This window comes from bacterium (genome assembly GCA_024226335.1).
GTDB lineage: Bacteria > Myxococcota_A > UBA9160 > SZUA-336 > SZUA-336 > JAAELY01.
In genome coordinates this window covers 1-1,317 of sequence record JAAELY010000203.1, presented here as the reverse complement: position 1 = coordinate 1,317, position 1,317 = coordinate 1, and the positions used below count along the sequence as shown (strand labels likewise).

Here is a 1,317-nt window from a genome sequence, read left to right as displayed (position 1 = left end):
TACATGGCTCGGAGCCGGTTACGAGCGATCTAGGGTGGGGCGCATGCACCGTACCCGATCCCGACGAAGTTTGCCGAGCTGCCCATCGGGGTGCCGAGGTGCGCGGGACGCGGTCGTCCGGCACGGCTTTTACACGACGAGGCACGGGCGGCGACGCCGATACAGGTGCGGAGGATGTGGCTGCACGTTCAGTTCGACGACGGGCACGGCCTATCAGCGCCTCCAGCATGCCGCGCGGAAGTTTGACCGCGTGGCTGCGTCCCCGGGACCTACACCATCAAGCTCCAACACCGCCGACAATGCATCCACTCGATCGAGGCCGACCTCGTGACCGGGCCGAATGCCGTCACGCTGACGATTCCGCAGCTGCACGACGTACGGGTGCTTTGCCCGGATCTCGAGCTCGGTACGCGCGTCCAGCTCGAACGTATGAGATCCGAAGTCGGTGACGTCACCTTGGAGCAAAGAGTCGGCGAATCCCGCAGGGTCACGTTCCCTGACGTTGTTGCCGGTCGCTACCGGCTCCGGGCGCGCGGATCAGGAAGCATCAAGATGGAGCTCGACGTGCCCTGCGGCGAGGTGGTCATTCAGAGAGAATGACGCGTAGCAGCGACCGCCCACAGCTCTCGCAGACCTCGCGCTCGACCTTCCCCTCCCCGAGGTCGAGGCCCTTGCTCAGGATGTTCTTGATCTCCAGGTAGAAGTCCTCGCCACCCACCTCAAGCGACACCGGGCTTCCCAAAAACGCAAAGCCCTGCCCAAGCGCGAATAGCGGCAGGTCACCACCGCTCCTCGTCGCCTGACTGCTCCGGCTCCCCGCGAATCGCTTCGCGGGGAGTGAGATTCGCCATGTCTCGTGCGTGTAGCCCCGGTAGTGCGCGCGGGCGTTTGCGCTCGGCCGCCCCATCGCGGCTGCGATCGACAACGTCGATTCACGCCTTCGTCTTTCTTTCAGCGAAGGGCCTGCACATATCCATCGCTATAGCGATCGGCCACAAGAACATTGAGAGGGCGCATGCAATCGCGTGCACCTTCCAGCGCCGCGCCCCATGTAACGCACGGACCTCCTCTATCTCTCCGCAAACGGCCAAGTCCGCAGCCCAGTAGAAGACCCCAAGAAGACCGTAGATGGCCGCATCCTGCACGATCGCCATAGTTGCATCCCTATCGACTCTGTTGAACTGCAGCTCCGTTCTCTATCCGTACATCGATCGTAGATCCGCCTTCCACGTGGACGACCCCAAGCCACGAATTCGGGCACGTGGGTCGCCAGCAGCGACCGGGCGTGGCGTGAGACCCCTTGGAACTCCTATCCGC

2 protein-coding genes are annotated in these 1,317 nt (G+C 63.5%); one reads left to right on the top strand and one right to left on the bottom strand.

Annotated elements, in window-relative coordinates:
• Window positions 1-327 precede the first annotated feature (327 nt).
• Window positions 328-600: a hypothetical protein gene (locus GY725_10200; GenBank protein ID MCP4004555.1), complete on the top strand. Its 273-nt coding sequence runs from the start codon at window positions 328-330 to the stop codon at window positions 598-600.
• On the opposite strand, the gene GY725_10195 is transcribed toward GY725_10200, so the two are convergent.
• Complete coding sequence (locus GY725_10195) at window positions 584-925, bottom strand: DUF1016 domain-containing protein (GenBank protein ID MCP4004554.1); 342 nt, start codon at window positions 923-925, stop codon at window positions 584-586. The two genes, GY725_10200 and GY725_10195, sit on opposite strands and share 17 nt — an antisense overlap.
• Window positions 926-1,317: the final 392 nt, after the last annotated feature.